General features: G+C 45.4%; 18 protein-coding genes and 1 riboswitch. Of the genes, 5 read left to right on the forward strand and 13 right to left on the reverse strand.

The features are described 5' to 3' along the window. Positions 1-3 precede the first annotated feature (3 nt). Positions 4-456 (reverse strand): NUDIX hydrolase, encoded by a 453-nt coding sequence (locus tag M3629_RS18060; RefSeq protein WP_251509083.1) that lies wholly within the window; start codon positions 454-456, stop codon positions 4-6. Positions 457-671: 215 nt separating this feature from the next. Further along, entirely contained in the window at positions 672-1,568 is an 897-nt protein-coding gene (gene rarD / locus M3629_RS18065) for an EamA family transporter RarD (RefSeq protein WP_251509097.1), read from the reverse strand. Positions 1,569-1,792: 224 nt separating this feature from the next. Between rarD and M3629_RS18070 the strand changes: the two genes are divergently transcribed. Further along, the gene (locus tag M3629_RS18070) at positions 1,793-2,197 is read left to right on the forward strand and encodes a VOC family protein (RefSeq protein WP_090919535.1); all 405 of its coding nucleotides are present in this window, start codon (positions 1,793-1,795) and stop codon (positions 2,195-2,197) included. 123 nt (positions 2,198-2,320) lie between these two features. On the opposite strand, the gene M3629_RS18075 is transcribed toward M3629_RS18070, so the two are convergent. From M3629_RS18075 to M3629_RS18085, 3 genes are all read right to left on the reverse strand, one after another. Continuing rightward, positions 2,321-2,962 (reverse strand): NAD(P)-dependent oxidoreductase, encoded by a 642-nt coding sequence (locus M3629_RS18075; RefSeq protein ID WP_251509118.1) that lies wholly within the window; start codon positions 2,960-2,962, stop codon positions 2,321-2,323. Between the two features lie 306 nt (positions 2,963-3,268). After that, positions 3,269-7,171 (reverse strand): carbohydrate binding domain-containing protein, encoded by a 3,903-nt coding sequence (locus tag M3629_RS18080; RefSeq protein ID WP_251509120.1) that lies wholly within the window; start codon positions 7,169-7,171, stop codon positions 3,269-3,271. Between the two features lie 533 nt (positions 7,172-7,704). After that, positions 7,705-8,061 carry a HesB/IscA family protein gene (locus M3629_RS18085; RefSeq protein ID WP_123064700.1) on the reverse strand — a complete coding sequence of 119 codons (357 nt, stop codon included), beginning with the start codon at positions 8,059-8,061 and terminating at the stop codon, positions 7,705-7,707. 447 nt (positions 8,062-8,508) lie between these two features. On the opposite strand from M3629_RS18085, the gene mqnE reads away from it, so the two are divergent. After that, positions 8,509-9,615 carry an aminofutalosine synthase MqnE gene (mqnE, locus tag M3629_RS18090; RefSeq protein ID WP_251509123.1) on the forward strand — a complete coding sequence of 369 codons (1,107 nt, stop codon included), beginning with the start codon at positions 8,509-8,511 and terminating at the stop codon, positions 9,613-9,615. Between the two features lie 264 nt (positions 9,616-9,879). Then, positions 9,880-10,941 (forward strand): NAD(P)/FAD-dependent oxidoreductase, encoded by a 1,062-nt coding sequence (locus M3629_RS18095; protein WP_251509125.1) that lies wholly within the window; start codon positions 9,880-9,882, stop codon positions 10,939-10,941. 6 nt (positions 10,942-10,947) lie between these two features. Here M3629_RS18095 and M3629_RS18100 read toward each other — a convergent pair whose 3' ends face one another. Next, entirely contained in the window at positions 10,948-11,202 is a 255-nt protein-coding gene (locus M3629_RS18100) for a YuzB family protein (protein WP_090919554.1), read from the reverse strand. 80 nt (positions 11,203-11,282) lie between these two features. Here M3629_RS18100 and M3629_RS18105 point away from each other — a divergent pair, with 80 nt between their 5' ends. Further along, positions 11,283-11,528: a NifU family protein gene (locus tag M3629_RS18105; protein WP_053783253.1), complete on the forward strand. Its 246-nt coding sequence runs from the start codon at positions 11,283-11,285 to the stop codon at positions 11,526-11,528. Between the two features lie 75 nt (positions 11,529-11,603). Here the strand turns inward: M3629_RS18105 and M3629_RS18110 are convergent, their stop codons facing one another. Next, a complete protein-coding gene (locus M3629_RS18110; RefSeq protein ID WP_251509127.1) occupies positions 11,604-12,368 on the reverse strand; it encodes an SDR family oxidoreductase in 765 nt (254 codons plus the stop codon). A 220-nt stretch (positions 12,369-12,588) separates the two neighbouring features. On the opposite strand from M3629_RS18110, the gene M3629_RS18115 reads away from it, so the two are divergent. Further along, positions 12,589-13,599 (forward strand): DUF2167 domain-containing protein, encoded by a 1,011-nt coding sequence (locus M3629_RS18115; RefSeq protein ID WP_251509130.1) that lies wholly within the window; start codon positions 12,589-12,591, stop codon positions 13,597-13,599. A gap of 125 nt (positions 13,600-13,724) precedes the next feature. Here the strand turns inward: M3629_RS18115 and M3629_RS18120 are convergent, their stop codons facing one another. The 6 genes from M3629_RS18120 to M3629_RS18145 form a co-directional block, all read right to left on the reverse strand. Next, positions 13,725-14,561 carry a MetQ/NlpA family ABC transporter substrate-binding protein gene (locus M3629_RS18120; RefSeq protein ID WP_251509133.1) on the reverse strand — a complete coding sequence of 279 codons (837 nt, stop codon included), beginning with the start codon at positions 14,559-14,561 and terminating at the stop codon, positions 13,725-13,727. 39 nt (positions 14,562-14,600) lie between these two features. Then, complete coding sequence (locus tag M3629_RS18125) at positions 14,601-15,260, reverse strand: methionine ABC transporter permease (RefSeq protein WP_251509136.1); 660 nt, start codon at positions 15,258-15,260, stop codon at positions 14,601-14,603. After that, positions 15,260-16,294, reverse strand: a complete 1,035-nt coding sequence (locus tag M3629_RS18130) for a methionine ABC transporter ATP-binding protein (RefSeq protein WP_251509138.1) — start codon at positions 16,292-16,294, stop codon at positions 15,260-15,262. The genes M3629_RS18125 and M3629_RS18130 overlap by 1 nt, the downstream gene beginning before the upstream one ends. Before the next feature lie 121 nt (positions 16,295-16,415). After that, positions 16,416-16,555, reverse strand: a riboswitch (SAM riboswitch). A 171-nt stretch (positions 16,556-16,726) separates the two neighbouring features. Next, on the reverse strand, positions 16,727-17,446 hold the full coding sequence (locus M3629_RS18135) for a Cthe_2314 family HEPN domain-containing protein (RefSeq protein ID WP_251509141.1): 720 nt from the start codon (positions 17,444-17,446) through the stop codon (positions 16,727-16,729). A 260-nt stretch (positions 17,447-17,706) separates the two neighbouring features. After that, on the reverse strand, positions 17,707-18,594 hold the full coding sequence (locus tag M3629_RS18140) for a COX15/CtaA family protein (protein ID WP_251509269.1): 888 nt from the start codon (positions 18,592-18,594) through the stop codon (positions 17,707-17,709). A gap of 517 nt (positions 18,595-19,111) precedes the next feature. Then, the gene (locus M3629_RS18145) at positions 19,112-19,456 is read right to left on the reverse strand and encodes a thioredoxin family protein (RefSeq protein WP_090919572.1); all 345 of its coding nucleotides are present in this window, start codon (positions 19,454-19,456) and stop codon (positions 19,112-19,114) included. Between the last annotated feature and the right edge of the window lie 124 nt (positions 19,457-19,580).

Genomic DNA, 19,580 nt, shown 5'->3' on the forward strand with positions numbered 1-19,580 from the left:
TTTCTATAGCTTGCTGTGGAAAAGCATTAAAGGATACTCTTTTTTAGTAATTATATTATCCGTAATCTGCAACATCACTTCGCGGTCGCGCAATTCCAGCACATTCGATGTAGACAGGTCTTCCGGCGTAATCCACCTCGCGTCTGCAATTTCTATAGTATCCAGTTGCAAAGAACCGCCTATAATCTCAACGATAAAATGGAATAAAACCACCTGTTGCTGAAGACTGCTTATAAAATTGTAAATACCTGTTGTAGCAGTTAGTCTAACATCATAACCCGTTTCTTCTCTCACTTCACGATGTGCCGCATCCATTACATCTTCTCCATACTCTATTCGGCCTGAGGGGTAATTCCATGTGTATCGAACAGATGCTTTGTTCTCCTTAACAATCAGCACGTTCCCTTTATTTATAATAGATACACTCACAACGAATACAATGCCTTGTTGCTTCATCAACCCTAACCTCCACCGCCGCAAAAATTCATTCCTTACAATTAGAACATACGTTCCTTAATTTGTAAATAAAAGAATCATTCAGGTTGCCTTACGACTGTAAATTTGGTAAAAAAAAGCCCTCCTCATCCTTAAGGATGGAAAGGCTAATCATCAGAAAGACTAGATCAATTCTAAACTTTCAAACATTTTATGCTATAACATACTTTTTGGTATTAGATCGCTTTCTGTTCCTGGACAGACTTCGCCAGTTTTGTAGCACGCATCGAAGCAATAGCATAGACGATAAGTGCCACCCAAATGAAGGCGAAACCAACCAGCAACACAGGAGAAACAGTTTCCTTAAACACAAATATGCTCAGAACCAACATAATCGTTGGACCGATGTATTGCACAAATCCGAGCGTGGACAGCGACATGCGGGCAGCGGCCCGTGCGAAGAACAATAGCGGCAATGCGGTTACAACGCCGGAAAGCAACAATTCAAAGAACATTGGCGCTGGCAATGTCCAAACCGTTGTTTTACCTACAATGCCAAGATAAATCCAGTAGCCTAATGCAACAGGCAGGACAACTGCCGTCTCTGACAGCAAGCCTACTGACGCATCTTGCTTGATCTTTTTCTTAGCCAGACCATATAAACCAAAGGATGCAGCCAGTGAAATGGAGATCCACGGGAAACGTCCGTAGTCGATCGTAATAATCAGCACGGCAAGCGCTGCAATAGCAATGGCCAGCCATTGCCCCCGGTTCGGTTTCTCATGAAGGAAAACGACGGCAAGCAGCACATTCAGCAAAGGGTTCAGATAATAACCAAGACTAGTCTCCACCACATGACCGTTGTTCACAGCCCAGATGAAAATCAGCCAGTTGATCGCAATCAACAGTCCACTAGCCGTGAGCGACAGTAAAGTGGAGCGGCTAGTCCAGATTCGTTTTACATCACTCCAGCGGCGCTGGATAGCGACTAAAATCCCCATAAATACAAATGACCACACTACCCGATGTGACAAAATCTCACCAGCAGGCACGTTGTTAAACAGCTTCCAATAAAGTGGGAGGATTCCCCACATAACATACGCAATAATGGCATTAATTAATCCGCTATTCATGAAACATACCTCTCTTTATGTTCTCTGTCTGAGTCTCTATTTAATCTCTGATGTCTCAACGGATTATACGCCTCGTTCCTTACATAAGTAAAGAAATACTTATAAAAATACAATTTTGTAACAATATACATAGCAGTCTAAACACACAGCTTCATTGAATTGCATTGCTTCTCTTCATAATAGCGTATAATAAGATAAATTCTTTCTCTATGGGGGCCATGACGATGTCACAAGATATCTGGTTTAACTTGCCGGTCAAAGATGTAGAAAAGGCAACTTCTTTTTTTAATACAATAGGATTTAAAACGACGAACGTTGGTAGCGAGAGAGCCATGATCTCCATAGGGCAAACTACAATTATGCTTTTTCCTTATGCAACTTTCGAGAAATTTACCGGAGCCAGAGCTGTGGACACTTCACATAGTGCAGAGGTTATCATCTCCATTGGTGCTGATAGCAGAGAAGCAGTCGATTCCTTTATTCAGAATGTAGAGCGTGCCGGAGGAGGCATCTTTGGTAAGCCAGGAGAGACGGACGGTTGGATGTATGGTGCAGGGTTTGCGGATTTGGATGGTCATCGCTGGAATCTGCTGTACATGGATGAGAGCAAGATGCCGAAGCGTCAATAATGAGCCCAATCATAGATAACATCTGATAGATCATAAATAATTTTACATCAACAAAAACGGACACTCGCTTATCCAAGCAAGTGTCCGTTTGTTTTTAGTTTATCCTACAAGCATATCTAATTATTACTTCGCTTCGCCAACTACAGTAAAACGTTCATTTTTATGTTGCGGATTCTCAATCTCATCCACAAGGGCAATCGCGTAATCGGCATAGCTGATGTAGCTGTTGCCTTCACTGTTTACCATAATTACATCGTTGCCGGACTGGTATTTTCCAGTACGTACGCCTTCCGGATTGAAGAAACCAGCAGGGCTAAGGAATGTCCATTGAATGCCGGAAGATGCTTGTAAGTCTTGCAGATTCTTTCCTTGGTTGGATGCTGTTGCTTTGTACGCATCAGGGAATCCAGGGGAATCGACAACACGCAGCGTTTTGGACTCGTCCGTGAACAAGCTCCCCGCACCACCCACAACGATCAGACGAGTGTTAGGAGCATCTTTCAAAATGTTGATCAGGGCTTGTCCAGCTTCCACGTGCAGGTTTTCTTTGCCTGCTGGTGCACCAAACGCATTCACAACCACATCAAAGGCCTGAACATCTGAAGCCGTCAGATCAAATACATCTTTTTCCAATGCATTCAGGCTTTTGTCTTCTAATTTGGATGCATTCCGCACAATCGCTGTTACTTCGTGCCCGCGGTCTACCGCTTCTTTCAAAATAGTACTTCCCGCTTTACCTGTTGCACCAATAATTGCAATTTTCATCGTCAATCTCTCCTTCAATATCGTTTTTTACTAACTATTATGTTAAGGTTGTTTCCCTAATTCATAATGTAACTATAAATGTTACAACTTTTCTTGTCAATACGTTTTCTTTTATCTTTTAACCATACATCCACGAAAGATGTGCAGCTGGAATGAAGTTCGTCAGATAACAATGAATACAGTTGATCCTTGCACTAAAAATAAACAGATGAATATCCTCCTGCCAATATTCTGAATGCCATAGTAAGAAGCCTTGTTCTCAATAAACAAGGCTTCTTTCTTTCCTTTCTTCTTCACACCATCAACTTAGGCGCTCCTACGTCCCCATCTCCAAGGGGAAGCATGGATAAACTCTACTGGCAAAGATGTCACTGGGCTGTCACCATTACTTGAAAATGTTGCTCCCGCTGGGGCTCCTGATGTGATGACACCAGCATGATAAGTGCTTACCCCAAGAGGAAATACATAATTGCGACCCCCGTTGTTATCCCAAGTACCACTTCCGTTGTTGAAAACGGCCTCCAGTCCGGTCGATGTACCTACATCAATTGTAATTTTGTTATACCCTGGCAGGTCTGATACTGGGATTGGAACACCTGGAGGTGTCGTCCATGTCCCTCCTGCCGGACGGTAATGAATGTTAGGCTGAGCGTATCCCTGCTTATAGTAGAGCGTGACACTATTGCTCTTTGGTGCAGCATCGGTCGTCACACGGACTTCCGCACTTACTGCCGATTTGTTCCGTGCTGCATCATAAGCTACAACATAGTAAGCATGAGCTGTTGCAGCGTTCAAACCTGTATCCGTATACGCAGTTGTTGTGCTTGTGCCAATGTTGACGCCATCCCGAAATATTTCGTATCCGGTTACACCTGTATTATCTGTTGATGGACTCCAAGCAAGGGATACACGATCGGAAGCTTTTGAGGTGACTGTCAGATTTGTGGGTACGCTAGGCGGAGCCGTATCTACTTGTGGCCCACCTTGAGTGATGACCCCTGCATTATAGGTGCTCACCCCTAAAGGAAACTGATAGTTCTTTCCACCGTTGTTGTCCCATGTACCGCTACCATTGTTGAAAACCGCTTCAAGTCCGGCAGCTGTGCCTACATTCACGGTCATTTTCATGTATCCCGGCATCTCGGCTATCGACATTTTCACACCCGGAGCCGTCGTCCAGGTTCCACCCGTCGAACGATAATGAATGTATGGATTGGTGTAACCCTGTTTGTAATAAATGGTGACCACATTGCCTTCTTTGGTCTTTACCGTGACTGACTCACTGGCTGACGAGACATTTCCTGCAGCATCGACCGCTTTGATGGTGTATACATAATTGGTTGCAGGAGCGAGAGAAGAATCGGTATACGTCAGCTGGGTTGCTTCTCCAACTTTATTGCCATCACGATAGATATCGTATCTCGCAACTCCGTAATTATCCTGACTTGCTGACCATCCGAGAGTAACCGATGACGAAGTTGAATTGGACATTACAACGTTCGTCGGTGTTGTTGGTGGCTCAGTATCTGCAACGAGTGTCTGCACTTGTAAAGTTTGACTGCCAGCAGATAGGTTATTGGCCTTATCTCTGGCTTTGATGCTGTATGTGTAGGCTTTGGCAGGTTCAAGTCCGGTATCTGTATGCTCTGTCGTCTGCGAACTGCCCACTTTGGTGCCATTCCGATAGATATCATATCCATCGACACCAACATTGTCCGTAGCTGCTGTCCATTGAAGAGTGACACTACGATCCGTAACACGCGTGGATTTCAATCCAGTTGGAGCGGAAGGAGGTGTTTGATCCACCACTAGAAATGGGTGTGTCCCCTGAATCGTTCCACTCGCATCCTCCACCACTTTACCAGACGCATCCTTCTTATACTTTCCGGCACCTACATACACCGTCTGAATCTCACTGCGAGTCACATTGCCGTTTCCGTCCGTAGCCTCGATATAATAGTCGACCAGTTGATCCCTGAAATCGTTGAAATAGGTATAATACATATCCCCGATTTCTTGAGCCGGTACACGTTTAAACATGTCGGTACTGCTTGGTTGCCAAGCCACCCCGTTGATGTCCGGCTTCAAATCACGCTTGGTCATCGGATATTCCTGCCATGGGCTCACTTTTGCAGGATCAATGTTGGACACACCCTTGGCTTGGAGCGCTGCCGGATCATACACACGGAAAGTGTTATCCTTCGCATCCGCCTGCTTATCCCGATGAGTCCGTACTTTCACTTTGATATCACGAATCCCGCTCACATCATAAGCGTAGGTGTAGATGCCAAACGTATTGTCAAAATAATGAAGCGTCCATCCCTCTGCCTTACTAACATTGGCACTGCCTGGATTATACGGATAACGCTGCGGCCACCAGACTGACGGGCCTGTGCGATCCTTAGCTAGCTGCCCGTTAACGTATGGCTTGGAGAAAAACAGAGACTGATTAAAGGATAGTGTCGGTTTCACACCGTCATCCACATTTTCATCATAGTATCCAAAACCGGAATCCAGCGCCGGCAAAAGGAAATACCAGCTCAGCTCTGCCGGGTTCGCCCCGCCCTTATAATTGTTTGCCGGATCTCCCTTGACTGGGTAAGCCATCATCCATGGATTCAGCTGATTGCCTTCGTAGGTGATCTCCCGATCCAGTGCTGTAGAAGGCTTCCAATGGTTCGGGTTGGCATCCAGCCACATTTGTTCGGCTGTCTTTGCATAATTGAGCGCTGCCTGTTCCAGGGCAAAGTTACGCTCCAGATAGTGATAACCGTATTCAAAGGATACCGTCATACCTTCCTGAACCCCGTCCAGATTCTTTTTGGGCTCCAGTTGAAGACCGGTAGCTTTGTTGAACGCATCAAACTGCCCTTTCCAGATGCCAAAAGGTAGACGCCAGTGATACCATGTCGGATCGGAGGAGGAGTCACGCGTATCAATCCACGAGCCATCCTGCACATGTACCACATCGTCGGCTTTTGGCGTATTCGTACGCAAGTACTCGTTGATGCTCTCTCCTTTTACCCCGGGTTGTGCATAAGTCACACTGCCTGCATTGCGCCAAGTGTCCTCAGAACCTGCACGCCCTGAAGAATTATCCCCATCATGCGCAATAACAAAAAACTGCTTCTGATCCACTAGTCCCTCAAATGGTTTGAGTGCATCTGCCTTCACCGAACCTTGGTAGCCTTCTTCCCATGATTCTGCCTGGGCTACAGGAATGCCAACAATCTTCTTCTCAGCTCCGGTTTCGGGATTCACATACCGCACCCAGTGCGGTGTAGAGGCGAACGGGTATTTGTTGTACACGACCTGTTTTTCGTTGAACATCGGTGCAGACACCCACGAACCAACACTACTGGTGTTTTGCAGATCGGCTCGATTTGGTGGGGATACCATCGTATCCTTGCCTGGATCGTTCAACAACGGATAGTCCTTCAGGGTACGCGAAAAATGGTTGTTGCCGATCACAGACCACTCAATGCCGAGTTGATCCAGCACGGGAATAATACGTTCCGAGAAGCCAAGCTCGGTCGGGAAGAAACCTTTGGAAGATTTGAAGCTGTCTCCGAGGAAAAAGGGTTGGGCCATGACTGCATTTTGGTATATCAAGTCCTTGAGCAAATATTCATTACCCGCAAGAGGCCCCATGGAGTGGTGCCCGGTAAAATGAACGAGATCCATCGTACGTTCTCCATGGGTCGTTTTCAGATTGTTGTACGCGTCCTTCCAAGGAGTACCCCAAGATTTGTTATTGTAACCGTTTACATTATTAGTATACATAAAGCTGTCCACATTGTTCAGGAGGGAGCCTGACATGGTTACCTGCATGCCTGCGGCTGGATGGTTATTTTTGAGATCGCCTGCCACTTGCCATGGCCAACTGAGATAGGCTCCGGTTTTTGCATGATGCGTGTAATAAGCGACCAGATCGTCATGTGGCATCGGTGCACCGCCAGGCAGAAAATACGGATAACCTGCTGGAGGATTTTTTTTCAATTCTATGACTTGCCCGTCATAGGTGTATCGGATGGGTGATCCTACAGGTGTGGAGGCATACTTGGCCGTATCGTAGTAAGCCCAGAAATTCGGCATATGGTTATGGTACACATGGGAAGCGGAGATTTCAGCATAAGCTGCTGGGGTATGTGTGGAAACAACGATGGATAATGCCAACAGAAATGCGCCTAGCCTGCGCACAAGCTTCATGTTTTTCCTCCCTTATCTGTTGCCCCTGTGGGGACCATGAATTTGAATTCATTTGAAAGTCAGTAGAACCTTGCTAACGAATCTTTTGTTTGAATGTGAAAATGAGCCTGCTATCGCGCCTCCTCTCTCCAGTAATCCTGTCATTCTTTGATTCTCTGCTAAAAAAATCTTCGAGCGATCCAAGCAAGATAACGCCTTTTTGCACAAACGTTTGCATATTCAAGAAATGAATAACCTCTTATACACCAACGATTATCGGGTATGAAACCGGCAAATACGTTAATGGTAAGTTTAATTATTGCAAACGTTTGCACAAAATAATATACCTATACATGGAACAAAATGTCAATATCGCAAATGCGTAATCAACACCCCCACTTCAGAGCGGCTTAAAGTACCTATCCAACCTAACTACACGGAGCACAAAAAAGCACACTTCCAGCGAATCCTTTTCGCCGAAAATGTGCCTTGACCGTTGTATCTTCTTGAACGCTTTAATGAATTGACACGCTCAAACCCTTACTATTCGCAGATTAACAATCTTTATCCGGTACCCCTGCTTCTTCACGCGTACGGAAGGATGAGCCGCAGCCGCATGTAGCTACTGCGTTCGGGTTGTGAATGGTGAAACCGCCGGACATGCCGGATTCTTCAAAATCGATTTCGAGGCCATTCAAATATTTCACATTTTCTTTCTCCACAACGACTTTCATGTCATGAATGTCCATATATATATCCTCATCGGACTCTTTATCATCAAAGCCCATGGCGTACGAAAATCCGGTACAACCGCCCGGTGCTACGCCAAGACGCAGGAACATTCCAGGGGTCTCTTGCTGTGCAAGCATTTCTTTCAATCGGTCAGCAGCCGTTTCACTGATATTAATCATGCCAGGTCACTCTCCTTTTCATCACTCTTCCTTAAATTATACTCCACCCCGTCAAGGGGCTCAAGTCATGTTTGCCCGCTACCGCGTTCCCCCTGAACTCCTTTTTCTTCCCAGTGTATTGAACCCCTGCGGCACGAGGTTTATAATGGATAGGTGGTCACTCTGAAAATGTTCAATATGTTGTCATGAGATATTCGGATGTTGGTCATATATGGAGTTGTAATTTTTTTCACATTTCGAGACTGGTTCTCAGTCCCCAATGCATATAGAGTCACTTAGACTCCTTTTGAAAAAATAAACTTTTCGATTGCAGCACACGCTGCACCGGGTAATAAGAGTTAGTCTTTCACAGGAAGGCGGCAGTTGACCGCATCTTTGCTATGTATTTCTGTTTATTGGTTCAACACACCACAACTCGAATTCCGGTAAAGAACAGGAGGAAACAGCATGTCTACATTGGTAACACCGTTCACCGACAAAAGAATGGCTGAAATCGTTGAGAAAGTGCAGAACGGCGTAAGGCTGAGCGTAGAAGACGGCGTATATCTGTATCAAACAGATGATCTGCTGACTTTGGGCCAGCTGGCCAATGAGGCCAATCTGCGGAAGAACGGCAAGAAAGTTTATTTTATTGAGAACATGAGCCTTTATTTCACCAACGTATGCGAAGCCCGCTGCGCATTTTGTAATTTCCGCAAAGACCAGGGTGAGGAAGGCTCTTATACGTTATCCGGTCCGGAAATGATCGACTATGTGGAGCAGCATATTCATCCAGGCGTGCGTGAGTTCCATATCGTAGGTGGACACAACAACCATGTTCCTTTTCAATATTATGTTGATTCCCTGCGTGCTTTAAACGAAAAATATCCGGATGTTACGCTGAAAGCATATACTGCGGCAGAGATTGATTTCTTCACTCGCATCAGCGGACTTAGTATCAGAGAAGTTCTGCAAGAGCTGCAAAAAGCAGGTCTGAAAACATTGACTGGTGGCGGCGCTGAGATTCTCTCGGATGAATACCGCAAAAAAATGCGTGTAGACAAAGCCAACGTGGATCGTTATCTTGAGGTGCACCGCACAGCTCATGAGCTCGGCATGCGTACACATACGACGATGTTGTATGGATCGATCGAATCCTATGAGGACCGCGTCAATCATATGGTGCAGATTCGTGAACTGCAAGACGAGACCAACGGATTCATGGTCTTTATTCCGCTCTCCATGCAGCCAAAAAGTAAAAACGCAAGCATTATGCGTCGTAACTCGGCTTATGAGGATCTCAAAACAATAGCGATCAGCCGACTGATGCTGGATAACATCGATCATATCAAAGCATACTTCATTAACATCGGACCACAGCTGGCTCAAGTTGCCCTTGGATTCGGTGCTTCAGATGCACATGGTACGATTGTTCGCGAACGGATTAGTCATGCCGCAGGTGCTCTCACACCTGAAGGCCTTACACGTAAAGAGCTCATATGGCTTATTAAGGGTGCAGGCCGCATCCCTGTAGAACGTGATACGTTCTACAATGAAATTCAAGTTTACGAATAGCTCTGATTGTTTTCATCGATCTAGGCAAATGCTACAGCAGCAGAAGCATCACTCATCAAAGAACGATACTTTCTTCAATCAGGGGGGACGTTTGATCAGAGTGATGCTTAACTGTGATCATATATTTTAAATTTTCATCTCCTCACTATGAATTATTCAAATTTTTTAAACTAAAAACAACACACGGAGCAGCTATGTGAGGACATAGCTGCTCCGCAGGTTACAGCCCCAGCAATGGGACTGATGCAGAAAGGAAGCCGAGTCATGAAAAATTTCGTCATTCTTGGAGGCGGCTATGGCGGCCTCACGATCATCAAGGAACTTCTGGAAGGCAAAATCCCGTCAGATACGCAAATTGTACTGGTGGATCGCAGCCCCTTTCAAGGATTAAAGACCGAATATTACGCACTCGCAGCAGGAACGGTATCCGATTACGACCTGCGTATCCATTTTCCGGTAAATGAGAAAGTAACACACCGTTTCGGCGAGGTTACAGCCATTAATCTGGAGCAGCGTCAGATTGAATTCGAAGGTCAGGAACCGCTTGAATATGACAAGCTTGTGATTGGACTAGGTTGTACGGATCGTTTTCACAATACACCTGGTGCCGAAGAATACAGCTGTACCATTCAAAGTTTCAGCAAAACACGCGAGACGTACCTGCGTCTAAATGAGGTTAAAGCTTATGGGCATGTTCACATTGTGGGCGGTGGCCTAAGTGGTGTTGAAATGGCTGCCGAATTACGCGAAAGCAGACCGGATCTGAATATCAGTATTCTGGATCGCGGTGAACGTGTATTATCCGCATTCCCTCAACGTCTCTCCTCTTATGTTCACGAATGGTTCGGCGAACATCAGGTTGAAGCACGAGGACATATTGCTATCTCGCGAGTCGAGCCTAACGCGATCTACAACCGCGATGAACAGATTCAGACCGATGCAGTCGTATGGACGGCAGGCATTCAGCCGGTAAAAGTAGTTCAGGACCTCCATGTAACGAAAGACCCACAAGGTCGTGTCGTATTGAACGAGTACTATCAGATTCCGGAGTATACCGACGTTTATGTGGTAGGTGACTGCGCCAGTGTACCTTATGCACCCAGTGGTCAGGCTGCGGAGGTTCAGGGTGAACAGATCGCTCATATTCAGCATGCCCTCTGGAAAGGCGAAAAGCCCAATCCACAGCCCTTAAAGCTTCGCGGCACACTTGGCGCGCTTGGCAAGAAGGCTGGATTTGGGCTGATGGGCAAAACGTCCATGATGGGACGAGTGCCTCGTATTCTGAAAAGCGGTGTGCTCTGGATGTCCAAGCGTCATCTCGGTTAATTGAAGTTAATCGAGATCCAGCGCGTCCCAGGCATCCGCTTCGGCAATTTTGGCTAGAATGGCGTTATATAGATCTTCTACTTTATCCGTGGTGACAACTTCACCATTGACCAAGGCAAAAGGCGTCATATAACATTGACCACAATTGGTCAGACAGCCGTATTCAATCACGTCATAGTCCGGATTTTCATCCAGCTGATCCATGACTTCATCCGTGCCAAAATGCATATTGTTAGCACAAAATTCAATAATTGGTCTCATTTCAGTTCACCTGCTTTGTTTGACCATTTTAATTTATGGTCATTTGTAATATAATATAGGGAGGAAAGGAGTTGAACAATATGAGCGAAAACGCACAAAGCACCATGTATGATGAGGTATCTGATGTGCTTGATAAACTTCGTCCGTTCCTGCAACGCGATGGCGGTGACGTGGAACTGGTCGACGTGGAGGACGGCATCATTAAGCTGAAACTGGTCGGTGCCTGCGGCAGTTGCCCAAGCTCCACTATTACCTTAAAAGCCGGGATTGAACGCGCCCTTCTTGAAGAAGTTGAGGGTGTACAAGAAGTTGTACAAGTATTCTAATCAATCCTTCACGAAATAAACCTCAGAGAGCCTTTCGCTTCGCAAGAAGCGAGAGGCTCTTTTTTTGTAATTCCATCAGATTGTAGGCCTGATCGGGTCAAGTCCTCCGGACACATCCATAATGTTGCCTGTTATAAAATCCGAATGATCTAAGCACAGGTACGTGATCACTCGCGCAATATCCTCTCCACTGCCAGGTCGTCCTCTCGGCGTTTCCTTATCAGATATCCCTGCAATGTCATCAATCGTTTTCTCTTTATTCGCACCCCGAATATCACCGGGACATACCATGTTCACCGTAATCCCGTAAGGCGCTTCCTCCACGGCAAGAGTTTTCGTAAACGAAACCAAACCTACCTTGGCAGCAGCATAGACTGCACGATGAGGCCAGGATCTTGCTTCTCCCGCATGACTGAAGCCAAAATGAATAATACGTCCCCACTGCTTACGGCGCATTTCCGGCAAAACGAGCTGATCCAGAATCATCGGCCCAAGCAGGTTACCCTGCACTAACATCTGTACCTCTGCTTCGGAATAGTCTGCGAACACCCGACGCTCTCGTACAAAAGGACCGGCGTTATTCACCAGAATGTCTACATGACCCAGCTGTGTCTGTACCTCTGCAACGAGTGTGTGCATCTCTTCTACTTTGGATATATCCGCCTGAACGGCAATGCAGCGCACCCCTTTGGCGATAATCTGAGCTTGCAACGATTCGGCTTCTGTTCTGCTATGCACATAATTAAGGGCAATGTGGCATCCCTGATCCGCCAGACTGAGGGCTGTCATTTTACCAAGACCTTTGGCACTTCCCGTTATGAGGGCAATCTTTCCCTTCACGTTCATCCCCCTCTTCAAAGAGCAGTCACTCATTCAGTATAAAAGATTTGGGCTTGCCTCACAACTTACATGTGCTCACAATCTGTTCCAGTTATTTAACTAATACAAATAAGTCCTGATTATCCAAATTTATCTTAATCATCTTACATACCTGTGATAATGTCTTAACGTCGTTTCTTATCTAAAAACGCCATTATCATGTTCGAAAGGATCGTGTTCAATGAAGAAATGGTTCAAATTGAGTTCATTTAGACTCACAGTGTCATTAGTTCTAATGTATTCTATACTATTAGCGGATATCGGACCCGTCTCTGCTACCAATGAGCACATTACCTCATCATCCAATGAATACGAATGGGTGGATGGTCCGAATAGCGTATCTTTCGATGGCAAAGCCTCACTTGAGCTTCCAGCAAACTACTCATTTCTAGGTAAAACGGATACACAACGCTCCATGCTGGAACTTGGTAATCAGCCGAACGGGAATGAGATCGGAAGCCTGTACAGTAACGACCCCATGGGTTCATGGTCTGTCATATTCGAATACGTGCAGAGCGGGCATATTCATGCCGATGACGCAAATCAATTGGATGCTCACGAGTTATTAAGTAACTGTATGCGTTGGGAAGTTGAACATAACCGTAATGCAACAGAAGAAAACGAACTCCATGTAACAGGGTGGGAGGTTGCACCTGATTATAATCCTTCCAGTCATCAACTGATTTATGCACTCGGATTTAAAGATAGCTACGAACAAGCCTTGGTCAATTATAATGTTAATCTCTTAACACGCGAAGGCTATATCACGGCGATTCTTGTAACCGAAAAAGCGAATCTGGAGCAAAGTAGTGCTGCTTTTGAAGAAACGGTACTTGGGCATCTTACCGTGAATCCAGGATTCAGATATGAAGATTATAATGATAAAACCGACCAAACATCACGTCTTGGCCTGAACAGTCTCGTGCTGGGGGGAATTCCTTATACCGCGGAAGAGGAAAGTATTTGGAAATTTTTGAAGCATAGATGGTATTGGGGTCTGGGTTTATTCATATTGTTATTTGGCTGGGTCAGATACCAACAGAAAAGAGATGCACTCCATCAAGAGGAAACACAGTATCCGGTGACCCGGGAATATAACTATGAAGAACACGAGCAACAACATACTGCGGAACAGAATGAACTAACGTACTACCGCACTTCGGATAAAAACTCAAAGACAGAGAATACATAATCATAAATCCAAGTTAACCAACGCAGTTTACTAACAATAAGAAAAGGCCGCGCTCTCACATTAGAGAGCCGCGGCCTTTGTTGTAATACATATCAGCAATACCTACGCTGATCTCTCAAAGAACCTTAAAATGCAGGTTCAACTGCACCTTGGTAACGTTCTTTGATGAATTTTTTCACCGTTTCGGAGTGAAGAGCTTCTGCCAGTTTTTTGATAGCGTCGGCATCTTTGTTATCTTCACGGGACACCAGAATGTTTGCATATGGGTTGCCTTGCAAATCTTCGATCAACAACGCATCTTTAGATGGGTTGAGGTTTGCTTCCAGTGCATAGTTCGCGTTAATAAATACCAGATCAGCTTCATCCAGCTGACGAGGCATCATGGCTGCATCCAGTTCGATGATTTCCAGGTTTTTCGGATTCGATGTAATGTCCTGTTTAGTGGATGCGATGTTGGTATCGTCTTTGAGCGTAATCAGACCTTTTTTCGCAAGCAGCAAGAGTGCACGTCCACCATTGGATGGGTCGTTCGGAATAGCCACTTTAGCGCCATCTTTCAGTTCATCCAGGGATTTAATCTTTTTGGAGTAGCCACCGAAAGGTTCAACGTGAACCGGGGTCACAGCAACAAGGTTGAATCCGCGCTCTTTGTTCTCCGTATCAAGGTACGGCTGATGCTGGAAGAAGTTTGCGTCCAGTTTGCCATCTGCCAACTGTTGGTTAGGCTGTACATAGTCGTTAAACGTCACCACTTGCAAACGAATGCCTTGCGCTTCAAGTTCAGGTTTGATGCTTTCCAGAATCTCCGCATGTGGTGTAGGTGAAGCGCCGACTTTCAATTCAACGGTACGCGGAGCGCCTGCTGCGTTATCCGCACCACTATCGGATTTCTTGTTGTTGCCGCAAGCTGCGAGCACGGCAATCATCATCAAGCTGAGTAAAATAATAGACCACTTTTTCATCTGTAAAACCCCTTCGCTTTTTATTTTTTCATCTATCTGTTATTTCCGGGTGAAATAAATGACCAGACGATCGCCAATCATCTGCAAAAGCTGAACCAGTATAATCATGGATACAACAGAAATAATCATGATCTCATTCTGATATCGATAGTATCCATAGTTAATGGCCAGTGTACCCAGACCCCCACCGCCGACCATGCCCGCCATGGCCGTATAGGATACCAGCGTAACGATGGTAATCGTAATTCCGGCAAGCAAGCCTGGTAAAGCCTCAGGTAACAACACCCGTCTTACGATCTGAGCTGTAGATGCCCCCATTGCCTGAGCTGCTTCAATGACGCCGCGGTCCACTTCACGTAAAGTATTCTCCACCAGACGTGCAAAATACGGAGCAGCCGAGATGACCAGCGGTGGAATGACACCAAGCACACCTGTAGCGGTGCCCACCAGCGTACGCGTAAACGGAATAAGAGCGACAATTAGTATGATGAAAGGTACCGAACGTAAAATATTAACAATAATAGACAATATGATGTAGGTTAGTTTTGAACTAGGTGAAGCCGAGCGGCCTGTCATAAACAGAATGACACCAAGCGGCAAACCCAAAAGAACAGTAAATAAACCGGATACAGCAAGAATCTGCAATGTTTCAATGGAGGCCGTACCGACCTCTTCCCAGCGTACTTTGGAAAAATCCATTATCGGAGCACCTCCACATCAAGTCCTTCTGCGGTTAGTTCAGACAAGGTCTGTTCAATCGCAGCGGAGTCACCTTCAAAACGCACCGTCAGTTGACCATAAGGAACCTGCTTGATTGTAGAGATGGTACCTTGCAGAATAGCAAAATCCACACCTGTTTTGCGAACAGTTCTCGACAGAATTGCTTCATAGGTTTTATTTCCAAGAAATGAAACCTTCACTAACTTGGAGGATATCCCTGCCGGCAGTTCTGTTTCGGCATTCGCCATAACCGTTTCCTCCAGTGCCAGTCCACCCTCGCTGTCACGTGAGACAAAATCCCGCGTGATCGCATGTTGTGGTTTCATGAATACCTCCGTCACGGGCCCTTGCTCCACAATGCCGCCTTGATGGATGACGGCTACCCGGTCGCAGATGTTCTGAATGACATGCATCTCGTGTGTAATCAGCACAATGGTCAGATTATACTTTTCATTAATATCCAGCAATAACTTCAGAATCGAATTGGTTGTTTGCGGATCAAGTGCCGAAGTTGCCTCATCACAGAGAAGTACACTTGGGTCACTTGCCAGAGCTCTCGCTATCCCTACCCGTTGCTTCTGTCCACCGGACAACTGAGCCGGATATTTACTTCTATGTTGCTCCAGACCAACCAGAGCGAGCATTTCCTTCACCTTGCGATCAATCGCATCCTTAGGTGTATTGACCAGTTTTAACGGGAAAGCCACATTGTCGTAAACCGTTGCCGACGATAACAGATTAAAATGCTGAAAAATCATACCGATCTTGCGTCGTTGCTGCTGTAGTTCACTTTTGCTAAGTTCGGTCAGGTTAACGCCATCAACCCAAACCTCACCCTCCGTTGGGCGCTCAAGCAAATTAATACATCGGATCAATGTACTTTTCCCTGCGCCTGAGTGACCAATCACGCCGAAAATCTCACCCTTCTCAATCTTCAGATCAAGGTGTGACAACGCCGTCGTTGCCTTGGTACGTCTGCCATATGTTTTGGTTAATCCAACCAATTCAATCACTAGTACTGCTCCTTCCCCATCACCTACATATATCTTTACCCGAAGGAAGGGAAAACTCCCCGTTCTACGCAAAAAAAGAGCCCTTTGCAGATACAAAGATGGCTCTTCACGTGAAATGACCTTCTCATCTGCCAAAATCATGTGCAACATGATTCTGTAGGAATTAGCACCTAACATCAACAATGAGAAGCATTCATGCCATCATCGTTGATCGGTTGCCGGGCTTCATCGGGCCTGTCCCTCCGCCACTCTCGATAAGAGAAATATAAAGTTGTAGGATTGTATAGTTTCATGTAGTTCGTCATGTATAATGACCGAACTGCATCAAATACTGTATTAAAGACATGATCCCATGTAAGTATTGATCTGGAACTCAGTATAATCAAAGTATTCCGATTTGTCAAATGGTATTATTTAAAATCATTGCTTCACCTAGTGTTTCAAAATCTGTTTACGCCAGATTCGATTGATGTATCGATAGGCCATATTCAGTGTTTCACAGACCATATCTACACCTTGCTGCATCTCGAGAAGATGCTGATCCAGATCCTCGAGCTTCACTTTGCCACGCAACGTCTGATGTAACTGCCACAAATCATCCTGCATTTCCGAATTCATGTAATGAATCTCCATATTACGTCGCTTTCGCAATCTGCTCATCGGTTCTCGGTACGCTTCCTTAATTTTAATTAATTGCTGTGCCAACTCATGATGATCCCGATAATATTCGAATTGCCTCAGAACGGTATAATAAGAGAAATGCACTTTGGTTTTGGATGTATTTAGTTGGAAAACTTCATTTAAGACCGTACCCAATTTGTCCAGAATCGCGAAGCACCGAATAAAGGCATCTTTATAAAAATAAACGTACCGGGCATACTCAGATTTCTCAGCAGAACTCATATCGCGCGTTGAACCTGCAACTACTTTTTTACGAAAATGTGCGGCAGCAAAATAACTCTGCTCCAGTTCATCCAACGAAGAGATTAGTCCCTGTGTCCATACATACAACTTCCGATAATCATGGTTTGGATCATGATCCACATACATTTGTTTTTCAAAAGACTCTAATGTAAACGCCATGGTATCCATGGCTTCCTTAAGTTTCCCTTGGTTCACTCGTGGCTTTTCTCCCAGTAACGTACGTAGCATAGAAGGCCTCCTCTTTCCACTGATGATGCAAAATATATGTTTTCACAACTGTTGAACAGCTGAAAATGAACCAAGACCTGTGTGTCGTTCCGTTAATCAAGACAACTTGATTTAGGTTGCCCTGCTCCCCCTAACATCAAACAAAAGTCCACCTCTCCAATGATCTACATCACCGGATGGTGGACTTTCCAACATGGCCCAGCGCAGCTTGCAGGACAATGAACTAAAATTTCTTTGTAAATACCAAGTACATACGCTGTTTAGAATCGGTTCACCGGGCGGTGCAGCTTGTACACAAGGAAGCTCATATAGGTCAAGATACCGAACAGTATAGCGATATCCAGCATATGTGCAAGCGCCACAAACATGTAAACTTCCGGGCGATTAATCGTCCACATCATGAACATACCGATAACCACTTGCAACAGAATTAAAACGACGGATAACACACCGAGTGTCCGTAGCTCACGGTTGTCCGGGTGTTTACGGTAAGCAAAATGTCCTAGGATCGCGATTACGACCACGAGTGACACAGCTGCCAGACGATGGGCAAAGGCCACAGCTACCCCGCCAGAAAGTTCAGGCACAATCTGCCCGTTACAGAGCGGAAATCCGGAACAACCACCTGCGGAATCGGTATGGCTTACAAACGCCCCTGTATACACGACCAGGTACGTATAGATGGTTGAAAACCAAACCAGATTGCGGAATCCCTTACTAACGCGCGGATACTGGTTCAGACGTTCCAAACCGCCATATCTGGCCTCCTGCCTAATCCCAAGAGCCATCATTAATGAGCTGGCAAAGGCAATGAGCGCAAACCCAAAGTGAAGCGCCATGACCGCCGACGATTGTGAAAAGACTACGGCAAAAGCGCCCATAATTCCCTGAATAATCACAAATAAAAGAGTTAAAAACGAGAACAATTGCAAATCACGACGCTGCTTGCCAAAACGTAAGAAGGCAACAAAAGATGCGATGGACAACAACCCTGCCAATGCACTGACAGCACGGTGGGAGTATTCAATCAGAGAGGCAACAGTATGAGCTGGTACAAGCTTACCGTTACATAAAGGCCACTGTGTTCCGCAGCCAAGTCCCGATTCGGTTTTCGTCACGATCCCGCCGCCAAAGGTAGCCAGGAACATAACAAGACAGGTTAATACGGTTAACCATTTAAACAATGTTAAGTGCTTCAATTTTTTCTCACCCGCTGTTGGTTTAAGATGGCGAAGAAGTTTCTTCGCTTGATAATCATACTGATTCATCATTAATACTGGTCTTCTTTTGTTGCTTTAAGCAATGTTATTGCCTTATCTACTGCCTTGTTTCCATAATAATGCTCATTGCGGCACTTGTTTTGTACATACTTTGACACTAATTTCACAACTACATTCATTATACCGGATAAAAGCATCATTGACGCCGCGCTTTGTGACAAAATGTTAACGTCTGTTGAAAAATTGACCAGCAGGTCATTTCATTTCGATTTTATGTATGTGAACCACGACCAAACTCGGTAGCCTTAAGCCACTCTCCTCAAGCCAAATAAAAACAAGGCAGTCTTAAGCCTGAAGACGGCTCAACCGACAGCCTTGTAATTTCATACCTATTGTACAGTCTACCCTGTCTTGAAGATTTCATTCCCTGCGATGCACCTAGGCCTTACTTATGAATGGTGTTATAGACCTCAACCGCGCGATCCAAAAACTGTTCGATCTCTTCTCTCGATTTGCGCAGCTTGTTCACGTAGCGCACCAGTTCACGTCCGTCCGTGTAGGCTACAAAACTTGGAATACCCAAAATATTTTGCTCCTGACTTACTGTACCCACCTGATCAACATCCACTTCAATCAGGGTCAAGTCACGTGAATACTTCGTTTCCACCTCAGGCATAAACGGATCGATGTATTTGCAATCCCCGCACCAGTCTGCCTTAAATACGGCCACTGTCAAACGTGGAGATTGAATCGCCACATCAAATTCCGGCTTGGATGTAATCTGTTCCATTGTCACATCTCCCTTTCTGTACCTTGTCTCCCTCTAAGTGAAGCAAATTGGTGATTGGAAGTCAAATGTTCAGCGCATACTTAGAATAACCACAAGTCCTGGCATATCAAACACAGATATTCAT

The organism is Paenibacillus polysaccharolyticus, assembly GCF_023714295.1.
Lineage (GTDB): Bacteria > Bacillota > Bacilli > Paenibacillales > Paenibacillaceae > Paenibacillus > Paenibacillus polysaccharolyticus_A.